The sequence below is a fragment of the Arenimonas sp. genome, from assembly GCF_044348765.1.
Classification (GTDB): Bacteria; Pseudomonadota; Gammaproteobacteria; order Xanthomonadales; family Xanthomonadaceae; genus Arenimonas.
Genome location: NZ_JBIKSE010000002.1, coordinates 18,706 through 39,998, shown reverse-complemented (window position 1 = coordinate 39,998; position 21,293 = coordinate 18,706). Strand labels below are relative to the sequence as shown.

Below are 21,293 nucleotides of genomic sequence, written 5' to 3'. Positions count from 1 at the left end.
CTTAAGGAAATGCGTGTAATCAAACCGCTTTTGGTCATTCTTCTCGCTAGTGCAGCAGCTCAAGCATCAGCAATTCCCGCCGCCGAGTTTGTCCCGCAATGGGCCAAATCGGCCGTGTGGTACCAGATTTTCCCGGAGCGCTTCCGTAATGGCGATCCGGGCAATGATCCGACCGTCGCCGATATCGCCGGCGCCGATCCGATGGAGCCGCCGAAACAATGGCGAGTGCATCCTTGGGGCAGTGATTGGTACCAGTTGCAGGATTACGAAAAAGCCAACGCCGAGCCGGAACTCTGGAAACACATGCAACGCCGACGCTATGGTGGCGATCTGCAGGGCATCATCGACAAGCTCGATTACCTGCAGGACCTCGGTATCACAGCCATTTACCTGAATCCTGTATTCGAAGCGCCTTCAAGTCACAAGTACGATGGCGCCAATTACCACCATATCGACCCGAATTTCGGACCCGATCCGCAGGGTGACCGGGCCTTGATGGCCAAGGAAAATCCCGGTGACCCGAAAACCTGGGTCTGGACCAAAGCTGATGAGTTGGCCTTGAAGCTGATTGCTGAAGCCCATAAGCGCGGCATCCGCATCATTTTCGATGGCGTGTTCAACCATATGGGCTTCAATAGCTTCGCCCTGCAGGATGTCCGCCGTAATAAGATCAAATCGCCGTATCTGAACTGGTTCACCATCAAGAATTTCGATGATCCGGTCTCCGGCATCACCTTCGATTACGAGGGTTGGTGGGGTAACAAATCGCTGCCGGAGCTTCGCGAAGACGCCAAAGGCATCGTGCCCGGTCCCAAAGCCTACATCTATGCCGCTACCGAGCGCTGGATGAATCCGAAAGGAAAGGGAGTGCAGCACGGCATCGACGGCTGGCGTCTTGATGTGGCCTATATGGTGGCGCATCCGTTTTGGAAAGATTGGCGACGTCATGTCAAGGCCATCAATCCGGAGGCCTATCTCACTGCCGAAATCGTCAATACGCCCGAGGTGGTCAAGCCCTATCTGCAGGGTGACGAGTTCGATGGCGAAATGCATTACAACTTCGCGTTCACTGCAGCCGAATTTCTGTTCAACGAGGGGAAATATCGCATTACGGCCCGTGAATTCGACCGTAAACTGGCCGAGTTACGGTCGATGTATCCGCCGGGCGTGGCCTATGTGAACCAGAACCTGTTTGGAAGTCACGATACCAATCGCATTGGGTCCTACATCGTCAACCGATGGCTCGGTAACTTCCGCGACTGGGGGAAATGGTTCCAGATGTCGCAGCCGATCAATAATCCCGAATTCAACGTTCGCAAACCGAATGCTTCGGAACTGCAGCTGCAGAAACTGTTCGTGGTCCTGCAGATGACCTACGTCGGTGCGCCGATGGTGTATTACGGCGATGAAGTGGGCATGTGGGGCGGCAATGATCCGGACGACCGCAAGCCGATGATCTGGCCGGACATCGTCTATGACAAAGAGCGTGTGCTGCCCCGGCAGAACCTGCGATCAGAATCCGAGGCCGATACGGTGGTGCAGAATCTGGAATTGCACGCTTTCTACAGGAAGCTGATCGGCATCCGAAATGCCCATCCGGCCCTACGCATCGGCAGTTACCGGACCCTGCTGGCCGACAATAGCGACGAGGTGTTCGCCTATGAACGGCAGGCCGGCGGCGAAGTACTCTGGGTGATTCTGAACAATTCAACCAGCGAACGACGCGTGCGCTTACCGCGCTCGGATTTCGATGAGTTCCGGGATCTGCTCAATGACCGGATCTATGCGGGCCAGCGCCCAGAGGTGGAGTTCACCGTGCCGGCCAAGCAGGCGGCGGTTTTACGCGCTACCCGGTTGCGATGAATGCCCTGTATGGCGTTGAACTACCAAGCCCTTTATCGTTTCCTTAGGCGCCATCCCTTGGTTAATATTCCTATTGAATCAAATGCTTGGGACTGTATCAGGAATTATTATTGAAAAGGGCTTGACAGGCCGAATTTAGTTAGTAGTATTACTACTAATGAACATTTCTGACAACCAACAAGCCATACTCACCTTCATCGCTCAGTGCATCGATGAACAGGGTGTGCCGCCCTCACAGACCGAAATTGCCAACGCACTCGGTTTCCGCGGCGTTCGCGCCGCCCAATACCATTTAGATATTCTCGAACAAGCCGGATACATTCGCCGCCTGCCCGGTCAGGCGCGCGGCATCCGCCTGTGCCACCCGCAATCCGATGAGGATGTGGAGATTCCCCTGCCTCGAACCCGGGTGGAATCGGCCGGCGATGCTCTGCGTCTGCCTGTATTGGGGCGGGTGGCGGCCGGTCTGCCCATCGGCGCCGATATCCCGTCCGACGACTTCGTGCTGCTGGATCGGGCGTTTTTCTCCCCGGCCCCGGATTATCTGCTGAAAGTGAAAGGCGACTCCATGCGCGATGACGGCATTTTCGACGGCGATCTGGTCGGCATTCATCGCACCCAGCAGGCGCTTTCTGACCAAATCGTCGTCGCTCGCATTGATGATGAAATCACCATCAAGCGCCTGAAAATCGGCAAGCATGGCATCCGCCTCCTGCCTCGCAACCCGGATTTCCAGCCGATTGACGTCCGCCCGGACCAGGATTTCGCTATCGAAGGCCTTTACTGTGGACTGATCCGGCCTACCGGAAAATGAGCATGTTTATTCTGACGCCTGTCGACGCCATTGTTTGACTGCCATGAAAGCGAACCCGGGCCACACTGGTTTCGCGGCAGTCTCAAGTTCTGCGACAGCCGTCTTTTATGATTCAACTACCCCAACGAAACAACCCTGAGGAACCGACGATGGATGAGAACAAAAAACGCGCGCTGGCTGCGGCCTTGGCCCAGATCGATAAACAATTCGGCAAAGGTACCGTGATGCTGATGGGCGATAAGAGCATCGAAGCGGCCGAAGTGATCGGTACCGGTTCGATCATGCTTGATCTCGCACTGGGAATTGGTGGTCTGCCAAAAGGGCGTGTGGTTGAAATTTACGGTCCGGAATCTTCCGGCAAAACCACGCTGACCTTGCAGACCATCGCACAATGCCAGAAAGCCGGTGGAACAGCGGCCTTCGTCGATGCCGAACACGCCTTGGATCCGGGCTATGCCCAGAAGCTCGGCGTCAATGTGGATGACCTCTTGATTTCGCAGCCGGACACCGGTGAACAGGCCTTGGAAATCGTTGACATGCTGGTGCGTTCGAACGCCGTCGACATGGTCGTGGTCGACTCGGTCGCCGCGCTCACGCCACGCGCCGAGATCGAAGGCGAAATGGGTGAAATGCAGGTTGGGCTTCAGGCCCGACTGATGAGCCAGGCACTGCGCAAGCTAACCGGCAACATCAAGCGAAGCAATTGCATGGTCATTTTCATCAACCAGCTGCGCATGAAAATCGGCATGATGATGCCGGGCCAGAATCCGGAAACCACCACCGGCGGCAATGCCCTGAAATTCTACGCCTCGGTGCGTCTGGATATCCGACGTATCGGTGCGGTCAAAAAGGGCGATGAAATTATCGGCAATGAGACCCGAATCAAGGTGGTCAAGAATAAAATGGCCCCGCCTTTCAAACAGGTCATTACCGAAATCCTGTATGGCGAGGGCATTTCCCGCGAAGGCGAAATTCTCGATCTGGGCGTTGATGCCAAGTTCGTTGAAAAATCGGGCGCCTGGTACAGCGCGCTCGGTGAACGCATCGGACAGGGTAAAGAAAATGCCCGCCAGTATCTGAAAGACAATCCGAAGATGGCCCTTGAGCTTGAAGCTAAAATCAAGGAAAAGCTTAAGCCGGTCATCGTGCCGAAGAAGCCGATTGAAGATATCGAAGCCTGATGCGGAGAAAAACCTCGGATCTCCCCGCTTACCAGCAGGCCATGGGCCTGCTGGTTCGGCGCGAGCATTCACGTCGTGAGTTGAAACAGAAGCTCCGGCAGCGGGGAAAAGAGTCGGATGAGATCGATACGGCACTGGAATCGCTGTCCCGGCAGGACTTTCAGAACGATGCCCGGTTTTCAATGGCTTTGGCCCGGTCCCGCCAGGCAGCGGGATACGGCCCCGTCCGGATCCGGGCCGAATTGGCACAACACAGCCTTGATGCCGAGGTGATTGCGGAAACAATGGCGTCCTTGTCCGAAGACTGGCTGGAGACCGCACAGGGTCTGGTGGCAAGACGCTATCTCCGAAAAATCCAGGCTGATCCGGCACAAAGCCGAAAAGCCGTTGATTTTCTGCTGCGTCGGGGATTTGACCAAAAAACCGCTTTTACCGCCGTTAAAATACGTGAATGGCCGGTATCGCCGGATTTAATCGACGAAAGTCCCTAAAATCGGATGCAAATGGTTTAAAATCAAAGCGTAGCGGCGCATTTGGTGCCGCATCTACGCTTCAGGTTGACCATGACACAGATGACGTCGCGCTCGAGTGCGCAGATTCGCCAGGATTTCCTCGATTTCTTTGCCAGTAAAGGCCATGCCGTAGTGCCCAGCAGCCCGCTGGTTCCAGGTAATGATCCGACTCTGTTGTTCACCAATGCCGGCATGGTGCAGTTCAAGGATGTGTTCCTCGGTGCCGAGAAGCGCAGTTACACCCGTGCCGTCAGTTCGCAACGCTGCGTGCGGGCCGGCGGCAAACACAATGACCTTGACCAGGTCGGCTACACCGCCCGCCATCACACTTTCTTTGAAATGCTGGGGAACTTCAGTTTCGGGGATTACTTCAAAAAAGATGCCATTCACTACGCCTGGGAGCTGCTGACCGAAGTCTGGAAGCTGCCTAAAGACCGCCTGTTGGTGACCATCTACCATAGCGACGACGAGGCTTATGCCATCTGGCATACGCAGATCGGTCTGCCGGCTTCGCGGATTATCCGAATCGGGGATAACAAGGGCGCTCCGTTCGCTTCTGACAACTTCTGGCAGATGGCTGATACCGGGCCTTGCGGGCCCTGCACCGAGATTTTTTATGATCATGGCGACCATATTGCTGGCGGTCCCCCGGGCTCTCCGGATGAAGACGGCGATCGTTTCATCGAAATCTGGAACAACGTGTTCATGCAATTCGATCGGCAGCCAGATGGCACCTTGCTGCCACTTCCGGCCCCTTGCGTGGATACTGGCATGGGACTTGAGCGCATTGCTGCGGTGCTGCAGCATGTCCACAGCAACTATGAAATCGACTTGTTCGATCACCTGATTCGCTCGGCAGCCGCGATGACCGGCACCGTTGATCTCGGCAACAAATCACTTCGGGTCATCGCTGATCATATCCGTGCCTGTAGTTTCCTGATTGTCGATGGTGTATTGCCATCCAATGAAGGTCGCGGTTACGTGTTGCGGCGCATCATCCGGCGTGCTGTCCGCCACATCTGGAAGCTTGGTGCTCTGCGTCCCGAAGGCCTGTTCTGGCGCATGCTGCAGCCCTTGGCCGAGAAAATGGCCGGCGCCTATCCGGAACTGGAAAGCAAACGTGCACTGATCGAGCAGGCACTGAAAGCCGAAGAAGCGGCCTTCGCGACCACACTCGATGCCGGTATGATCCGTCTGGACGGCATGCTGGCTGAAGGTGACAGTGCCGTCAGTGGCGAACAGTTGTTCCTGTTGCATGATACTTTCGGCTGTCCACCCGATCTGATCATCGATATCCTACGGGAGCGTGGCCTAGACCCGGCGCCGGATGCGATGGAACATTACGAAACCCTGATGGATCAGCAACGGGAACGTGCCCGCGGCGCTAGCAAGTTCGCCGGAACGCTTGGCCTGCCCGCCGAGTTGGTCACTAGTCTGCATGCCACTGAATTCAAGGGCTACGAAAAGCTCGAATGCGATGGCTGCCGCGTGGTAGCACTGCTCCGTGACGGCAATCCGGTTGCGGCACTTGAATCTGGGCAACGCGGAATTGTTCTGCTCGATAAAACGCCGTTTTATGCTGAATCTGGCGGTCAGGTCGGTGATGCCGGCGTGCTTTGCAGCTCCACCGGTGTGCGTTTCTCGGTCGAAGACACTCAGAAACTGTCTGCCATCTTCCATGGTCATGTCGGGGTGCTTGAGAATGCTCGAATCACCATCGGTGAAAAGCTTTCCGCCCGTGTCGATGCCGACCGCCGACAGTCGACAGTCATCAATCACTCGGCGACCCACCTATTGCATGCGGCACTGCGCAATGTGCTCGGCGAGCATGTCAGCCAGAAGGGATCACTGGTGACGCCGGAGCGCACGCGCTTCGATTTTTCCCACTTCCAGGCGCTCACGGCCGAGCAGCTGCAACGTATCGAAGATCTGGTCAATGCCGAAATCCGCCATAATGCCGAAGCCGAGGTCCACCATATGGACATGCAGGAAGCCCTCGATTTTGGCGCGATGGCACTGTTTGGTGAAAAATACGGTGAGCGCGTGCGTGTTCTTCGCATGGGTGATTTCTCCACCGAGCTCTGTGGCGGTACCCATGTCCACCGCACCGGTGATATTGGCGTTTTCAAGATCCTGAGCGAGGCCGGCGTGGCCGCCGGCGTCCGGCGGATTGAGGCGACCACGGGCGCCCATGCCGTGGCGGCGTACAAACACAGCGAATCGCTATTGCAGAAAGCCTCGGACCTTATCGGAGCCCGAGGCCATGATGTCCTCGATAAACTGAACCAGCTACTTGATCGTCAAAAGAAGCTCGAGCAGGCGCTGGATGCTTTTAAGGCCAAGGCGACATCCGGTCAGAGCGCTGAATTGGCCGCTCGGGCGACCGAGATTTCCGGCATTAAGCTTGTTAAGCTCCGTATCGAAAGTGGCGATCCCAAAGGGCTCCGGGAACTGGTCGACAATCTCAAGGTTCAACTTCCGGATTCGGTCATTGTTCTGGCTGCCGCGCAGGATGGCAAAGCGTCACTCGTTGCCGGCGTGCAGGGCAGGGCGCAGGCCAAGCTGAAGGCCGGTGATGTGTTGGCACATATTGCCGGCCAAATCGGCGGCAAAGGCGGTGGCCGTGCGGATTTTGCCCAAGGTGGCGGCGAGGATGGTCCGGCGCTGCTCAAGGCCATGGCCGAGCTGGATGAATGGTTGGCCGGCCGTTTAGCCTGAGTCATTTGCCCTTGGCCCGAATGTGGTCTAGGATTTGCTTGCGACAATGGAATATGGTTGCGCGACAAAAGGAGTAGGTCCATGTTAATCCTGACCCGACGTGTCGGAGAAACGCTGATGATCGGTGATGAAATTACCGTGACCGTGCTCGGCGTCAAAGGCAATCAGGTCCGTCTGGGCATCACTGCGCCCAAGGATGTCGGCGTGCATCGGGAGGAGATTTACCAGAAAATCGGCCGGGATTCCGCCGATAACACCGAACCGAAAGCAGATTGAGGTTTACCGGAACGGCCAAAAGCCGTATCATGGTCAACCTGTGCGGCCTTGCCGTTTCAGACCCCGGAGAGATGCCCGAGAGGCTGAAGGGGCTCCCCTGCTAAGGGAGTATAGGGTCAAAAGCCTTATCGAGGGTTCGAATCCCTCTCTCTCCGCCAAATTACGAAACCACCCTTGCGGGTGGTTTTTTCTTGCGATATTCACATCAATTGGACTCATGGCCCTTGCTTGCGGCGTTATGATGGTTCTCCATCATCGCTTACCGTCAACAGTATGTCCTCCCTCGATCCAAGCCGTCGTCGTTTTGTGCAGGGTCTTGCAGCCGGCGGAATTATGGCCGGTTTCGGCGCCTGGCCAGTGTCGGCGCGCGCAGGGCAAGGCGCCCCGATACTGCGCAGCACCGATCTGCATCTGCGCATCGGCGAGATGCCGGTCAATTTCACCGGAAAATCCCGAACGGCAGTGGTCGTCAACGACAGCCTGCCGGCCCCCGAAATACGCTGGCGTGAAGGCGATACGGTTACCGTGCGCGTCGACAATCTGTTGCCGCGCGGGTCCCTGTTCGGCGACACCACTTCGATTCACTGGCATGGCATTTTGCTGCCGGCCAATATGGACGGCGTGCCGGGCATGAGTTTCGATGGCATTCATCGTGGTGAGTCGTGGCTTTACCGTTTCCAGCTCAAACAATCCGGCACCTACTGGTATCACAGCCACTCCGGGTTCCAGGAGCAGGCCGGTCTCTATGGCGCCTTGATTGTCGAACCGCTTGAACCCGAACCGTTCCGCTATGACCGCGACTATACCGTGCTGCTCAGCGACTGGACCGACCTGTCGCCTGCGGACCTTTTCAAGCGTCTCAAGCAGATGTCAAGTTACGACAATTATGGCAAGCGCACCGTTTCCGACTTCCTGCGCGATACCGAGAAGCAAGGGCTTGCCGGAACTTTGGATGATCGCGGCGCTTGGGGACGCATGCGGATGACCCCGACCGACCTCTCCGACGTCAATGCCAACACCTACACCTACCTGATGAACGGAACCACCGGCTTGGGCAACTGGACCGGCTTGTTCAAACCGGGAGAGAAAGTGCGCCTGCGTTTCATCAACGGCTCGGCGATGACCTATTTCGACGTCCGCATTCCGGGCCTGAAAATGACCGTGGTCGCCGCCGATGGGCAGAATGTACATCCGGTCACGGTCGATGAGTTCCGTATCGCGGTGGCTGAAACCTTCGATGTCATCGTCGAACCATCCGGGCAGGACGCATTTACTGTTTTCGCGCAGGACATGGGGCGGACCGGCTTCGTCAGCGGCACTTTGGCGGTGAGGGAGGGGCTGCGTGCGCCGGTTCCGGCAACGGACCCCCGGGTGATTCTTACCATGGAGGATATGGGGCATGGGGGCATGGACCATGGCGCCCACGGCGCAGCACCCAAGGCCGCTTCCTATGAAGGTATGGATCACAGCGGCCATGACATGGCATCTATGACCGAAATGGATCATGGCGGGCAGACCATGCAGCGCCATCCAGAGAGCGAGGCCGGCAACCCTCTGGTCGACATGCAGACCATGGCGCCGGTGCCGAAACTGGATGATCCGGGCATCGGTCTGCGCGACAACGGCCGGCGTGTGCTTGCTTACGCCGATCTGAAGAGCAGTTTCGAAGATCCTGATGGGCGATGGCCGAAGCGCGAAATTGAACTGCACTTGACCGGACACATGGAAAAATTCGCTTGGTCGTTCGATGGCATCCCCTTTGCTGGATCTGAGCCGCTCAAGCTGAATTACGGCGAGCGCGTCCGCATCGTGCTTGTCAATGACACCATGATGACCCACCCGATTCACCTGCATGGACTCTGGAGCGATCTGGAGGACGACAAGGGCGGCTTCATGGTGCGCAAGCACACCATCGACATGCCGCCCGGCAGCAAGCGCAGCTATCGGGTGCGTGCCGATGCCCTGGGCCGCTGGGCCTATCACTGCCACCTGCTGTATCACATGGAGTCGGGCATGATGCGCGAAGTGCGGGTGGTCGAATGATGCGCTTCGCGCTGATTTTATCCCTTATCCTCGCATTGCCGGCGATGGCGCAGGAGGCCACGGAATCCGAACCGGATGATTTCTGGAACATGGATACGCCGAAAACACCGATTCCGCCCGTGACCGACGCCGACCGTGCCGCCGCATTTCCGAAGTTGGCTCATGATCATGCGCATACCCCGGAATGGCAAAGCAAAGTGTTGATGGAAAAGCTTGAATTCTGGGATGCCGAACATGGCACCGGTATGGCGTGGGAAGGCAAGGCATGGGTCGGATCCGACATCAACCGGCTCTGGCTGCGCAGTTCCGGAGAGCGGGTGGCCGGCGAGACCGAGTCCGCTGATTTAGAGTTGCTCTACGGTCGCGCGGTTTCGCCCTGGTGGGATGCGGTCGTAGGACTGCGTCACGATGAAAATCCCGGGAGCTCCCAGGACTTTTTGGCCTTCGGATTGATCGGGCTGGCTCCCTATAAATTTGAAATCGAGGCGACCGCCTATCTTGGCCAGAACGGACAGTACGGTCTGCGACTCGGTGCGGAGTACGAGACGCTCCTGAGCGGACGCTGGATACTGCAGCCGGCGCTTGAAGCCGAGCTGTACGGAAAATCCGATCCGCAGCGCGGATTGGGAGAGGGTCTGAATACGCTCGAAGCCGGCCTGCGTCTGCGTTATGAATTCAACCGGAAGTTCGCGCCTTACATCGGATGGAGCCATGTCCGTTATTTCGGAGAAAGCGCTGATTGGCAACGTTTGGAGGGCGGACCGGGGCATGAAAACCAGCTGGTTCTGGGCCTCAGGGCCTGGTTTTAAGGGCGGAATGCGGGTTTCGCGGACTTAACCTCCGATGACTTGATGGAATTTTCGGTTGACGGCAAAGCTGATTTCATTCATAATTTCATCCCTCAGCGCGCCCGTAGCTCAGCTGGATAGAGCAACAGGCTACGAACTTGTAGGTCGGGAGTTCGAATCTCTCCGGGCGCGCCATTTTTATCAGCCCGTCGGGGTTTAGCGCAGTCTGGTAGCGCATCTGGTTTGGGACCAGAGGGTCGGGGGTTCGAATCCCTCAACCCCGACCAATCTGATGCACGAAAAGGCTTCCCTGAAACCCTATCGTGGTGCAGAATCCCCTTGAGCGCCTGTAGCTCAACTGGATAGAGCAACGGACTTCTACTCCGTTGGTTGGGGGTTCGAGTCCCTCCGGGCGCGCCAGTTTCTTCAGTGGTGGATGTAGCTCAGTTGGTTAGAGCATCGGATTGTGATTCCGAGGGTCGCGGGTTCAAATCCCGTCTTCCACCCCAGTTCAAATTACGGCATAATAGCGGCAGTCCGTTGTTGTAACGAAACGGTGTAGGTCTGCGCTTTGCGAGCCCCGGCTGCCCGGGAACTCAAGCCGTCCAACATCCGTATCATCTGCTCGGTCCATGCGAAAGTGGCGGAATTGGTAGACGCCCTGGATTTAGGTTCCAGTGGGGCAACCCGTGAGAGTTCGAGTCTCTCCTTTCGCACCATCTGCATGGAAGGGTGCTTCAGTCGTCAAGCCCGCTTCCCGCGGGTTTTTTCATTTTTAGCTGCGCGATGCGCATGTAGGAGTTGTAATGCAAATTTCAGTCGAAAACACCAGCGCGCTTGAACGTCGGATGACCGTCTCCATTCCCGCCGATCGACTGTCCTCGGTGATTGACGGCCGGCTGCGCGATATGGCGAGCAAGGCCAATCTGAAAGGGTTCCGTAAGGGCAAAGTGCCGACCAAGGTGATTGAACAGCGTTTCGGTCCGCAGGTCCGATCGGAAGCTTTCGGTGAGCTAATCCGTGCCAGTTTCGATCAGGCCGTGCGTCAGGAAAACGTCCGTATCGCCGGCCAGCCCAGCATCGAAGCCGAGCCGACCGAAGCCGAAAATGAAATCCGCTATACCGCAACCTTCGAAATTGTCCCCGATTTCGGCAGCATTGATGTCACCCAGCTGCAGATCACTCGCGTTCACGCCAAGGTTGCCGACGCCGATATCGACCACATGATTGATACCCTGCGCCAGCAACGCCGTACCTGGGAACCGGTCAGCCGCGCCGCCCAGGTGGGCGATCTGGTTGCCGTGGAAACCTTCGCCAGTACCGCTTCGGCACGCGTGCCAGAAGAAGGGGCCGAAAAGGGCGCTACCGTGATCGGTTCGGGCGTGATGTTCCCGGAATTGGAAGCCCAGCTTTCGGGTATGACCGCTGCTGATGAGCGTTCTGTGGAAATCACTTTCCCCGCCGACTGGCGTGTTCCGGCACTGGCCGGCCAGGCCGCCAAAGTCACCATCAAAGCCACCCAGGTCTCCGAGCCGCGCATTCCGGAAGCCGACCAGGCCTTCGTCAAGAGTTTTGGTGTCAAGAACGGCAAGCTGGAAGTGTTCCGCAATGAAGTGCGCGCCAATCTAGAGCGTGAACTGAAAGGCATGTTGATGAGCCGCCTGCGTGCCGAAGTCGCCCAGAAACTGGTCGCTGCCTACAGCCATGTCGAACTGCCTGTGAAGATGATCGAACAGGAAGCCCGCAAACTGGCTGCCAATGCCCAAGAGCAAGCCCGTCAGCAGGGGCAGATCGATGCGGTTTATCCGTTTGATCAGTTCATGGTACCGGCACGCAACCGCACTGCCGCCGGTCTTTTGGTCGGTGAAATCGCACGCCAGAACGGGTTGCAGCTGGATTTCAACCGTGTCAAGGAAACTCTGTCGCTGATTGCTTCGACCTACGAAGAGCCAAAGCAGGTCATTGAATTGTACCGAAACGACCCCAACTTAATGTCAGGGCTGCAGAACCGCGTGATGGAAGAGCAGGTCATCGACTGGGTCGCCGAGCGCGCACAATCGACCGGTCAGGAACTTTCGTTTACCGAAGCGATGCGTCCGGTTTAATCTTACCCTACCACTGCGCATTTGAAGGAGATCGTCATGGCCGTTACCGAAGGACTCAACCTGATTCCCATGGTGGTCGAGCAGACCCCGCGCGGCGAACGTTCGTTCGACATCTACTCACGCCTGCTGAAAGAGCGCGTGATTTTCCTGGTCGGCCCCATCGACGACTACATGGCCAATGTCGTGGTCGCCCAGCTGCTGTTTCTGGAAGCCGATAACCCGGAAAAAGACATCAGCCTTTACATCAACTCGCCCGGTGGCGTGGTCACTGCGGGATTGGCGATTTACGACACTATGCGTTTCATCAAGCCGGATGTTTCGACCATCTGCGTCGGTCAGGCCTGCTCGATGGGTTCGTTCCTGCTGGCTGCTGGCGCCAAGGGCAAGCGCTACATTTTGCCGAATTCACGCGTGATGATTCACCAGCCCTCCGGTGGCACCCAAGGCCAGGCCAGTGATATCGCCATTCAGGCTAAGGAAATCCTGTATTTGCGTTCACGCCTGAACGCCGAACTGGCCGCCAATACCGGTCAAGCCATTGAAAAAATTGAGCTTGATGTCGAGCGCGACTACTTCATGGCGGCCGAAGAAGCCAAAGCCTACGGTGTCGTCGACGCCGTCATCGATCGACGTCCGTCAGACAGCATCCAGCCGGCCTGATCCCTTTTTTCGGGTACCTTGCCCCTGAGTCGCTTGTGATATGCTCAGAGCGAGTGTCCTCTGCCGAACACAGACCTATGACCGACGACCGTAAAACCCGCTCTGGTGATACCACCAAAATCCTGTATTGCTCGTTCTGCGGCAAGAGCCAGCATGAAGTCACCAAGCTGATTGCCGGCCCGAGCGTGTTTATCTGCGATGAATGCGTGGCGCTCTGCAATGACATTATCCGCGAAGAGCTTCAGGAAAAAGCCGGATCGGCACGCAGCCATCTGCCGAAACCGAAGGAAATCCTCGAGGTCTTGGATCAGTACGTCATCGGCCAGCCGCGCGCCAAAAAAACGCTGTCCGTGGCCGTATACAATCACTACAAACGTATCGAATCGCGCGCTAAAAACGACGATATCGAGCTGTCCAAATCCAACATTCTTCTGATTGGTCCGACCGGATCGGGTAAGACCCTGCTTGCCGAAACACTGGCCCGATTGCTCAACGTGCCGTTCACCATCGCCGATGCCACGACTTTGACCGAGGCAGGGTATGTCGGTGAGGATGTCGAGAACATCATCCAGAAATTACTGCAGAAGTGTGATTACGATGTCGAAAAAGCGCAGTCCGGCATTGTCTACATTGATGAGATCGATAAGATTTCACGCAAGTCGGAAAACACCTCGATTACACGCGATGTTTCCGGCGAAGGCGTGCAGCAGGCATTGCTGAAGCTGATTGAGGGTACCGTCGCATCGGTACCGCCACAAGGCGGTCGCAAACATCCACAGCAGGAATTTCTGCAGGTCGATACCAAGAACATGCTGTTCATCTGCGGCGGGGCGTTCGCCGGTCTCGACAAGATCATCCAGCAGCGCAGCACCGAATCCGGCGGCATCGGTTTCGGCGCCAAGGTCAAGTCGTCCGAGCGCAAGATGGACCTTTCCAAACTGCTGCATGACGTCGAGCCGGAGGATCTGATCAAGTTCGGTCTGATTCCCGAGTTCGTCGGCCGTCTTCCTGTGGTCGCTACGCTTGAAGAGCTCGACGAGGCCGCTCTGGTCAAGATTTTGACCGAGCCGAAGAATGCCATCAGCAAGCAATTCAAGAAACTGTTTGAAATGGAAGGCGTCGAGCTGGAAATTCGGCCGGATGCCTATGCCGCGGTGGCCCAGAAGGCGATGAAGCGCAAAACCGGCGCCCGAGGTCTGCGCACCATTCTGGAGTCGGTCCTGCTCGATACCATGTACGAATTGCCGTCCTTGGAGAATGTCAGCAAGGTCGTGGTCGACGAGTCGGTCATTAACCATCAGGCCGAGCCCTACCTGATTTACTCGAACAGCAGCGCACCGAAAGCCGCTTCCGGGGAATAAATCAGACCCGACGGCATGGAAACGAAACGGAGTCTGGCGGCTCCGTTTTTTTTGCTTAGATGCACTTGCAAGATGCCCGGAAAAGCCCCATAAAGGAAGCATGGCGGGAATTTCCGCATTGGAGCTGATATGGATAAAAAACTGGCAAACGCTACCCTTCTGCCCGTGCTTCCCCTGCGCGATGTGGTGGTGTATCCCAATATGGTGATTCCGCTTTTCGTTGGTCGCGAGCGTTCAATGAAGGCGCTTGAGCTGGCAATGGAAACTGCCGACAAGCAGATAGTGCTATTGGCCCAGCGCAGTCCAGACATCGACGACCCAAAGGCTGAGGATCTCTATGATATCGGCACCGTTGCCACGGTCATCCAGTTGCTCAAACTCCCGGACGGAACCATCAAGGTGTTGGTCGAAGGATTGCAGCGTGTCCGGGCATCAGGTATTGCCTTGAACGACGACACCCTGATGGCGAACACGGTATCGCTCGAAAGTGATGCTGTAAAAGACGCGCGCGAGGCGGAAGTGGCGCAACGTAGTCTGCTCAATCTGTTCGAGCAGTATGTGAAATCAAACCGTAAACTACCCCCCGAGTTGCTGGCGACGCTCGCCGGCATTGATGATCCGAGCCGCTTCGCCGATACGGTAGCGGCGCATCTGAGCGTGCGCCTTGCTGACAAGCAGCGGCTGCTGGAGACGGTTTCGCCGGATGCTCGCCTTGAAATGCTGATCGGTCTTGTCGAAGGCGAGATCGATGTCCAGCACATCGAAAAACGCATCCGTTCGCGCGTGAAAACGCAGATGGAGAAAAGTCAGCGCGAGTATTACCTCAACGAGCAGATGAAAGCCATCCAGAAGGAGCTCGGTGATTCCGAAGATGCACCCAATGAGCTTGAAGAGCTGGTCCGTAAGATTGCCGAAGCGAAAATGCCGAAAGCGGTTGAGTCCAAAGCCAAAAACGAGCTCAATAAACTCAAGCAGATGTCGCCGATGTCCGCGGAGGCTTCCGTGGTCCGCAATTACCTCGAGTGGTTGGTCGGCGTGCCCTGGGAAAAGCGTACCAAAGTACGCAAGGACCTCAAGCTTGCCCAACAGGTGCTCGATGAAGACCACTACGGGTTGGAAAAGGTCAAAGACCGGATACTGGAATACCTGGCGGTACAGGCCCGTGTCCAGAAAATGAAAGGCCCGATTCTCTGTCTGGTCGGCCCTCCGGGTGTCGGCAAGACCTCGCTGGGCCAAAGCATCGCCAAAGCCACCAACCGAAAATTCGTTCGGATGGCGCTCGGCGGCGTCCGCGATGAGGCCGAAATCCGGGGTCATCGCCGGACCTACATCGGCTCAATGCCCGGCCGCATCGTACAGAACCTCAACAAGGTCGAAAGCCGAAACCCGTTATTCGTGCTCGATGAAATCGACAAAATGAGCAACGATTTCCGCGGCGATCCGGCGGCCGCGCTGCTTGAGGTGCTTGACCCCGAGCAGAACCATAATTTCAACGATCATTATCTGGAAGTCGACCTGGATCTGTCCGAGGTCATGTTCATCTGTACATCGAATTCCATGAATATTCCGGGGCCGCTGCTTGACCGCATGGAGGTTATCCGCATCCCGGGATATACCGAAGATGAAAAGCTCAACATCGCCTCGCGTTACCTGCTTCCGAAGCAGTTGAAAGCAAGCGGACTCAAGGACGGCGAGCTGCGGGTCGACTCCGAAGCAGTTCGCGACATCGTGCGCTATTACACGCGCGAATCCGGCGTGCGCTCGCTCGAGCGTGAACTGGCGAAAATCTGCCGCAAGGTGGTCAAGGAAATCGCGCTGGCGGGGCCTGCCAAGAAATCGAAAGCCGCTGGCAAGACCAAGCCCTCAAAAGTTGCAGCACTGAAGAAGGTCGGATCAGCCAATCTCGGCCGCTATCTCGGCGTGCGCCGGTTTGATTTCGGCCGTGCCGAAGAACAGAGCGAAATCGGGCTGGTCACCGGACTTGCGTGGACCGAGGTTGGCGGCGAACTGCTGCAAATTGAAGCAACACTCATGCCGGGTAAGGGTCAGCTGATACTGACCGGTCAACTCGGTGATGTGATGCAGGAATCCGTAAAAGCCGCCTACACGGTCGTGCGCGCACGCAGTCTGCAGCTCGGACTGGATGTTGATTTCCACAACAAGTTCGATACCCACGTGCATGTTCCCGAAGGCGCGACTCCGAAAGACGGACCGAGTGCGGGTATCGCCATGGTGACCGCTTTGGTTTCTGCGTTGTCGAAAGTGCCGGTTCGCGCCGATGTCGCCATGACCGGTGAAATCACATTGCGCGGCCGTGTCTTGCCAATCGGTGGATTGAAGGAAAAGCTTCTGGCTGCGCTGCGTGGCGGCATCCGCACGGTTCTCATTCCTGAAGAGAACCGCAAGGATCTGGCCGATATCCCCGAGAACGTCACCCGCGGCCTGGAAATCATTCCGGTCAAGTGGATCGATCAGGTGCTCGATATTGCCCTGGTCAAGCCGCTTTCGGAACCGCAGAAAGTCCCTGCTGTCAAGAAAAAGATCGCGAAATCGCGTTCAAAACAATCGCAATCCGGCGTGCGTCCGCACTAAGTCACAAAAAACCCTGCAAAGCCTGCAAATAAAGGTTTGCAGGGTATTGCGCATATCCATATTCACTGGTATAAATTGTTGCAACCGGGCTCAAGACCGTAATTTCTAGGGTTCGGCGATATGGTTAGGTTGTGGACCTGCCGCGACTTAATTTCTAATTTTTCGCGAATAATCGCATTGGGAGATTTATCAAAATGAATAAAGCTGACTTTGTTGCTGCCGTAGCCGAAAAGGCCGATCTGTCCAAAGCCGCCGCCGCCGGTGCCGTTGATGCCGTCATCGAAGTAATCACCAAAGCCCTGAAGAAAGGCGATACCGTGACCCTCGTCGGCTTCGGTACGTTCTCGGTGCGCAAGCGTGCTGCCCGTCAAGGCCGTAACCCGCAGACCGGTGCTACCATCAAAATCAAAGCCTCCAAGAACCCGGGCTTCAAGGCGGGTAAAGCACTGAAAGACGCCGTCAACAAGTAATCCGGCGGTTTTCCGCCGATTTCAGTTGTCAGCCGGCGGAAAAATGGTGTATGCTACGCATCCTGCTTGAGGGTGCTTAGCTCAGCGGTAGAGCGTCTCCCTTACACGGAGAGGGTCGGGGGTTCGAAACCCTCAGCACCCACCAGCGCTTCAAGCACATGAACTGGAGTGGTAGTTCAGTCGGTTAGAATATCGGCCTGTCACGCCGAGGGTCGCGGGTTCGAGTCCCGTCCACTCCGCCACTGTATGAAAAGGCACCTTCGGGTGCCTTTTCTTTTTCGTGCGTTCCGGTGTCAAAAGCTTCATAATAGAGGCCTTGCCCAATCCGGTTCCGCGCCCCGCCATGCTTCAGAATATCCGTGAAAATTCCACAGGTCCGATCGCCAAGCTGATCCTGGTCATGATTATTGCCGTCATGGCACTTTTCGGTTTGGAGGGGCTGAACGCCCCCGGAGCCGGCAACTACGTGGCCAAAGTGACCAAACCCGGAAAACTACTGGGCTATGGCGAAGATTCTATTGAGGTCTCGGCTGCCGATTACAGTCGCAGGGTCGATCAGGTCCGCCAGCAGCAGCGCCAGCAACAGGGAGAGGCCTTCGATGCGGCTGCATTCGAAAAGCCTGAGAACAAGCGCCGTATTCTCGAACAGTTGATTGACGAGGCTGTTCTGCAGCTCGGTGCTCAGCAGGCGGGCATCCGGATTTCGGATGCGATGATCCGCGATGAGATTCTCAAGATCGACGCCTTTACCGTGGATGGCAAATTTGACCAGTCCCGTTATCAGTTGGCCATCCAGCAATTGGGCTATACGCCTGTCCAGTTCGAGGAGCGTATCCGGCAGGATCTGATGACCCGCTTCATTGCCGATGAGTATGTCAGCTCGGGAATCGCCTCGGACAGCGATGCTATCGCCATGCGCAAGCTTTCCGAACAGAAACGTGATCTGGGCTATGTCGAGGTCCCGTTGCCGGCACTCGACCCAAAGGCAACCGATGCCGAACTGACGGCCTGGTACAACGGCCATAAATCCGATTACCGGACCGAGGAAACCGTCACAGTAGAGTATGTGGAACTGGAGCAGAGTGCCGTCCAGACCGACATCACCGTCGATGAGTCAGTTCTGCGTTCACGTTACGAGGACCAGAAAGCCCAATACGGAACACCTGAACAGCGTGTGGCGTCGCACATTCTGGTTGAAGTTCCGGCCGGCGCTTCTGCCGCCGCCGAGGCTGCGGCCAAAGCCAAGGCGCAGGGCTTCGCCAAGCAGGCTCAGGCCAAACCGGGCAGTTTTGCCGAATTGGCCAAGGCTTCTGATGATCTTGCCAGCAAAGATGCCGGCGGCGATCTCGGGCCGGTTGAGAAGGGTATCTTCGGCGATGCCTTCGACAAGGCGTTCTTTGCCTTGAAGCCCGGTCAGGTGTCCGAGCCGGTCCGCCTCGAGGATGGCTGGCATGTGTTGTATTACCGTGAATTGATCGCCGGTACCGCCAAGCCCTTTGAACAAGTCCGGGGCGAAATCGAAGCCAGCTACCTCAGCTCCGAGATCGAGCGTCAGTTCAATGATCTGGCTGGAAAGATGATCAATGCCGTGGGTGAAAACGCCAGCTCGCTGGAGCCTGCCGCCAAGGCCGCCGGCATTCCCCTGCTGCGAACCGCCGCTTTCACCCGCCGCGGTGGCGAGGGCATCGCGGCCCTTGATCCGGTCCGTAAAGCAGCATTTTCAGATGATGTTCTGGTCGAGCGCCGCGTCAGTGAGCTCATTGAATTGGAACCCAATCATGTCGTTCTTCTGCGTGTGATTGACCACAAGCCCGAAGCCGTGCTGCCGTTCGCGCAGGTCAAGGATGTGGTGCGTCTGGCCTTTATCCAAGACCGTGCCGCCAAGCAGGCCGAAAAAGAAGCCAAAGCGCTACTGGAGCGTTTGAATCAGGGTGAAACCTTGGAGCAGGTTGCCGCATCGTTAGCGCGTCCGATCATTCCCGCGCTTGGTGTCGGGCGTCAGGCGCCCGTACCGCAGCTGCAGCCGGTGGTCCAGGAAGCTTTCCGCCTTGCACGGCCGAAGAACGGCAAGCCTGGTGGTTCCGGTATCGCGAAGCTACCGGACGGCGCGTATCTGTTGATGCAATTGAAGTCCGTGAACGAGCCGGATCTGTCGGGGATATCGGCGCTGGAACGTACCGAAATGACCCGCTATCTTGGTCAGGTCCGCGGTGCCCAGCAAGTCGCGGAGTATATCCAGGCCCTGCGCCGCAGCTTCAAGGTAGTAGTTGCCGAAGACCGTCTCTGAACGCAAGTATCAAATGATGTGATTTACTGACGCCCGGCATCCCGGGCGTTTTCACGCGTTCAATTGCCGTTATCCGGCACTGGTGCAATGGGGTCGGTATCGGTTTCCAGTGGCGTGAATACGGCCTCATTCGGCAGATTGACCCCGAAACTGGCCGGATTGAACATGAAACAGCTCAGCGCCCTGATTTTCTTCACGTACGCATAAGTGTGGGGAGCCAGACCGGTGGGCAGGCGCTTATCAGCATCCGCCTTGGTCAGTCCCTGGCGTCTCAGGCTGCCACGCAGCCGGCTGTCGCCGGCATTGTAGGCCATGATGCCGGTTTGCCAATCATCGAACATGGTTTGCAGTTTCTGCAGATAGGACAGCGCCGCATCGGTTGAGTGGATGACCGAGAACCGTCCGTCTTTATTTCCTCCGATCTTGAGACCGTAGTAGCGGCCGGTTTCCGGCATTATCTGCCAAAGTCCGGTCGGACCGCCTTTGGCAACCGCCTTGGGCTGGAAGCGGCTTTCAACGAAGGGAATCAGTGCATATTCCATCGGCAGGCCGCGTTTCTGGGTTTGGTAGCTGACGTGGTCAAGAATCGGCAGCATGGCAACCAATTGCCTCTCGAAGCGTTTTGGGTCATGGATGTAATCTTTCATCCATGTACTCTTGGCGGCACTCTCGCTACAGGACGCGGGATCCAGTGCGCCACTGATGCGTTCGAAGACAACCGTGCCGCTGCGTTCGAATGCCGCCAGTTTAAGCGTGTCCTGGGCCGCAATATCCGATCCGGTAGAGCCCAAAGTCGCAATCAGCATGCAGGACAGCCATCGGCTCATTGGAATTGATCCTTCCATGCGCGCAAGGCCGCAAAGCGGGCCAGGCGTGTTTCGGGCATTCGGCCCAGATGCTGTTTCAGACCGCCGAGTTGCTCCGTTAAATCTGTGCGTAGGAACGGATTGCAGGCTTTCTCGATGCCGATGCGGGAGGGCAGACTCGGCCGCCCTTGCAGGCGTCTGGCCTTGATATCCTCAAGCCAGCGGTCACGTTCGGGGTTATTCGGTTCGGCGGCAGCGGCAAAGCGGGCATTTGCTAAGGTGTATTCATGCGTACAACAGACCAGGGTCTTGTCTGGCAGCGCCGCCAGACGATCCAATGAGGCCAACATCTGCTCGGGGGTGCCCTCGAATAGTCGACCGCAACCAAGGCTGAACAGGGTGTCGCCGCAGAACAGAACGTCCGAATCGGTATAGGCGATGTGGCTGAGCGTGTGGCCAGGCACCGCCAAAACCTGGAATGGCTGAAAACCCGGAACCTGCAGGACATCACCATGGTGGACAATGCGGTCAATGCCGGGGATGCGGTCATCCTCCGGTCCGAACACGGGGCCGCTGAAGGCGGCCCGGAGCGTATTCAGTCCACCGATATGGTCATGATGGTGGTGGGTGATGAAAATCGCCTCAATGCGCAGGCCGTCGGCAACGGCGGCAAGCACAGGGCCGGCATCACCCGGATCAACTACGATGCTGCCCCCTTGGCTGCTACGGTAACACCAGATGTAGTTGTCTTCGAAAGCAGGCAACGCGTGCAGAACTGTCATGGAAGGTGACCGTGGCCGTCATTTGACGCACAATA

16 protein-coding genes and 8 tRNA genes are annotated in these 21,293 nt (G+C 56.9%); 22 read left to right on the top strand and 2 right to left on the bottom strand.

Annotated elements, in window-relative coordinates:
* Positions 1–9 precede the first annotated feature (9 nt).
* The 22 genes from ACIQ0Q_RS00765 (at position 10) to ACIQ0Q_RS00660 (ending at position 19,670) form a co-directional block, all read left to right on the top strand.
* Positions 10–1,863 (top strand): glycoside hydrolase family 13 protein, encoded by a 1,854-nt coding sequence (locus tag ACIQ0Q_RS00765; RefSeq protein ID WP_395771039.1) that lies wholly within the window; start codon positions 10–12, stop codon positions 1,861–1,863.
* A gap of 157 nt (positions 1,864–2,020) precedes the next feature.
* The gene (gene lexA / locus ACIQ0Q_RS00760; RefSeq protein ID WP_395771038.1) at positions 2,021–2,677 is read left to right on the top strand and encodes a transcriptional repressor LexA; all 657 of its coding nucleotides are present in this window, start codon (positions 2,021–2,023) and stop codon (positions 2,675–2,677) included.
* A gap of 149 nt (positions 2,678–2,826) precedes the next feature.
* Entirely contained in the window at positions 2,827–3,858 is a 1,032-nt protein-coding gene (gene recA, locus ACIQ0Q_RS00755) for a recombinase RecA (RefSeq protein WP_395771037.1), read from the top strand.
* The gene (locus ACIQ0Q_RS00750; RefSeq protein WP_395771036.1) at positions 3,858–4,349 is read left to right on the top strand and encodes a regulatory protein RecX; all 492 of its coding nucleotides are present in this window, start codon (positions 3,858–3,860) and stop codon (positions 4,347–4,349) included. Before recA ends, ACIQ0Q_RS00750 begins: the two co-directional genes overlap by 1 nt.
* A gap of 72 nt (positions 4,350–4,421) precedes the next feature.
* Positions 4,422–7,088, top strand: coding sequence for an alanine--tRNA ligase (alaS, locus tag ACIQ0Q_RS00745; RefSeq protein WP_395771035.1), 2,667 nt, complete (start codon positions 4,422–4,424; stop codon positions 7,086–7,088).
* 81 nt (positions 7,089–7,169) lie between these two features.
* On the top strand, positions 7,170–7,364 hold the full coding sequence (csrA, locus tag ACIQ0Q_RS00740; RefSeq protein ID WP_395771034.1) for a carbon storage regulator CsrA: 195 nt from the start codon (positions 7,170–7,172) through the stop codon (positions 7,362–7,364).
* Positions 7,365–7,429: 65 nt separating this feature from the next.
* Positions 7,430–7,522: transfer RNA gene (locus ACIQ0Q_RS00735), tRNA-Ser, on the top strand.
* A 115-nt stretch (positions 7,523–7,637) separates the two neighbouring features.
* Positions 7,638–9,407 (top strand): copper resistance system multicopper oxidase, encoded by a 1,770-nt coding sequence (locus ACIQ0Q_RS00730; protein ID WP_395771033.1) that lies wholly within the window; start codon positions 7,638–7,640, stop codon positions 9,405–9,407.
* Positions 9,404–10,216: a copper resistance protein B gene (locus ACIQ0Q_RS00725; protein ID WP_395771032.1), complete on the top strand. Its 813-nt coding sequence runs from the start codon at positions 9,404–9,406 to the stop codon at positions 10,214–10,216. The genes ACIQ0Q_RS00730 and ACIQ0Q_RS00725 overlap by 4 nt, the downstream gene beginning before the upstream one ends.
* Positions 10,217–10,313: 97 nt before the next feature.
* Positions 10,314–10,390: transfer RNA gene (locus tag ACIQ0Q_RS00720), tRNA-Arg, on the top strand.
* Between the two features lie 15 nt (positions 10,391–10,405).
* Positions 10,406–10,482: transfer RNA gene (locus tag ACIQ0Q_RS00715), tRNA-Pro, on the top strand.
* 56 nt (positions 10,483–10,538) lie between these two features.
* Positions 10,539–10,615: transfer RNA gene (locus ACIQ0Q_RS00710), tRNA-Arg, on the top strand.
* 12 nt (positions 10,616–10,627) lie between these two features.
* Positions 10,628–10,704 (top strand) — tRNA-His (locus ACIQ0Q_RS00705).
* A gap of 125 nt (positions 10,705–10,829) precedes the next feature.
* Positions 10,830–10,914: transfer RNA gene (locus ACIQ0Q_RS00700), tRNA-Leu, on the top strand.
* Between the two features lie 87 nt (positions 10,915–11,001).
* Positions 11,002–12,300, top strand: a complete 1,299-nt coding sequence (gene tig, locus ACIQ0Q_RS00695) for a trigger factor (protein WP_395771031.1) — start codon at positions 11,002–11,004, stop codon at positions 12,298–12,300.
* A 36-nt stretch (positions 12,301–12,336) separates the two neighbouring features.
* On the top strand, positions 12,337–12,960 hold the full coding sequence (clpP, locus tag ACIQ0Q_RS00690) for an ATP-dependent Clp endopeptidase proteolytic subunit ClpP (protein WP_395771030.1): 624 nt from the start codon (positions 12,337–12,339) through the stop codon (positions 12,958–12,960).
* Positions 12,961–13,037: 77 nt separating this feature from the next.
* Complete coding sequence (gene clpX / locus ACIQ0Q_RS00685) at positions 13,038–14,321, top strand: ATP-dependent Clp protease ATP-binding subunit ClpX (protein ID WP_297798907.1); 1,284 nt, start codon at positions 13,038–13,040, stop codon at positions 14,319–14,321.
* Between the two features lie 129 nt (positions 14,322–14,450).
* Entirely contained in the window at positions 14,451–16,913 is a 2,463-nt protein-coding gene (lon, locus tag ACIQ0Q_RS00680; RefSeq protein ID WP_395771029.1) for an endopeptidase La, read from the top strand.
* Positions 16,914–17,107: 194 nt separating this feature from the next.
* Positions 17,108–17,383: an HU family DNA-binding protein gene (locus ACIQ0Q_RS00675; protein WP_188448939.1), complete on the top strand. Its 276-nt coding sequence runs from the start codon at positions 17,108–17,110 to the stop codon at positions 17,381–17,383.
* Between the two features lie 70 nt (positions 17,384–17,453).
* A tRNA-Val gene (locus ACIQ0Q_RS00670) sits at positions 17,454–17,528 on the top strand.
* A 20-nt stretch (positions 17,529–17,548) separates the two neighbouring features.
* A tRNA-Asp gene (locus ACIQ0Q_RS00665) sits at positions 17,549–17,625 on the top strand.
* Between the two features lie 101 nt (positions 17,626–17,726).
* Positions 17,727–19,670: a SurA N-terminal domain-containing protein gene (locus ACIQ0Q_RS00660; protein ID WP_395771028.1), complete on the top strand. Its 1,944-nt coding sequence runs from the start codon at positions 17,727–17,729 to the stop codon at positions 19,668–19,670.
* 59 nt (positions 19,671–19,729) lie between these two features.
* On the opposite strand, the gene ACIQ0Q_RS00655 is transcribed toward ACIQ0Q_RS00660, so the two are convergent.
* Both ACIQ0Q_RS00655 and gloB read right to left on the bottom strand, forming a co-directional pair.
* A complete protein-coding gene (locus ACIQ0Q_RS00655; protein WP_395771027.1) occupies positions 19,730–20,497 on the bottom strand; it encodes a lytic transglycosylase domain-containing protein in 768 nt (255 codons plus the stop codon).
* Complete coding sequence (gene gloB, locus ACIQ0Q_RS00650) at positions 20,494–21,258, bottom strand: hydroxyacylglutathione hydrolase (protein WP_395771026.1); 765 nt, start codon at positions 21,256–21,258, stop codon at positions 20,494–20,496. The genes ACIQ0Q_RS00655 and gloB overlap by 4 nt, the downstream gene beginning before the upstream one ends.
* Between the last annotated feature and the right edge of the window lie 35 nt (positions 21,259–21,293).